The organism is Kitasatospora arboriphila (genome assembly GCF_039528095.1).
In the GTDB taxonomy this organism is placed as follows: domain Bacteria; phylum Actinomycetota; class Actinomycetes; order Streptomycetales; family Streptomycetaceae; genus Kitasatospora; species Kitasatospora arboriphila.
Genome location: NZ_BAAALD010000296.1, coordinates 1 through 557, shown reverse-complemented (window position 1 = coordinate 557; position 557 = coordinate 1). Strand labels below are relative to the sequence as shown.

Annotated in this window: 1 protein-coding gene; it reads right to left on the bottom strand. The window is 34.6% G+C overall.

The window, feature by feature from the left end:
• Positions 1 to 404 (bottom strand): hypothetical protein (locus ABD353_RS40055; RefSeq protein ID WP_344628618.1); only part of this gene is annotated, 404 nt, incomplete at its 3' end.
• Positions 405 to 557: the final 153 nt, after the last annotated feature.

Here is a 557-nt window from a genome sequence, read left to right as displayed (position 1 = left end):
ATATAACCTGAGTTAAGGGTTTCTTTTATACTTTCTTCAATGCTCATTATAAATATTAGTGGATTATCATTTTTCTTCCCCCATGGGTTTCTAATTAATCCTTCGATGTACTCAGGTCCTTTGCGTCCTATTGCCTGCGCAATATTTTTTATTTCATCTGCGTGAGGGCTTTGTTGTACAGCTTTGTTTATGCCTGCTTGAGTGATTTTCAGAGACTCTACACCGTGTATGTTGTATGAGATAAAATGTAATAAATTAAGATGCAATGCAATTAATCCATTTTTGTTTACATCTGAGTATTTGGATAAAAAACGTAATGAAGTGTTAACTCTCCCTTGAAGCCTAACAATTGGGAGTGCTGCCTTGTATATTTCCTTCTCCGTTAAATACCGTTTAAAAAACATAATTCTCCGCCTCCGTATAGCGTGCCTATTTTATTTCGTCGTAAAACTTAGCTCTGAAATATTCCTTTAGAACCATCATGTCATTAATAATTGAATCTATCTCATCCATTTTTTCTTGGTATTCTTTTAATGGTGAAGGGAGCGGTAACTCAA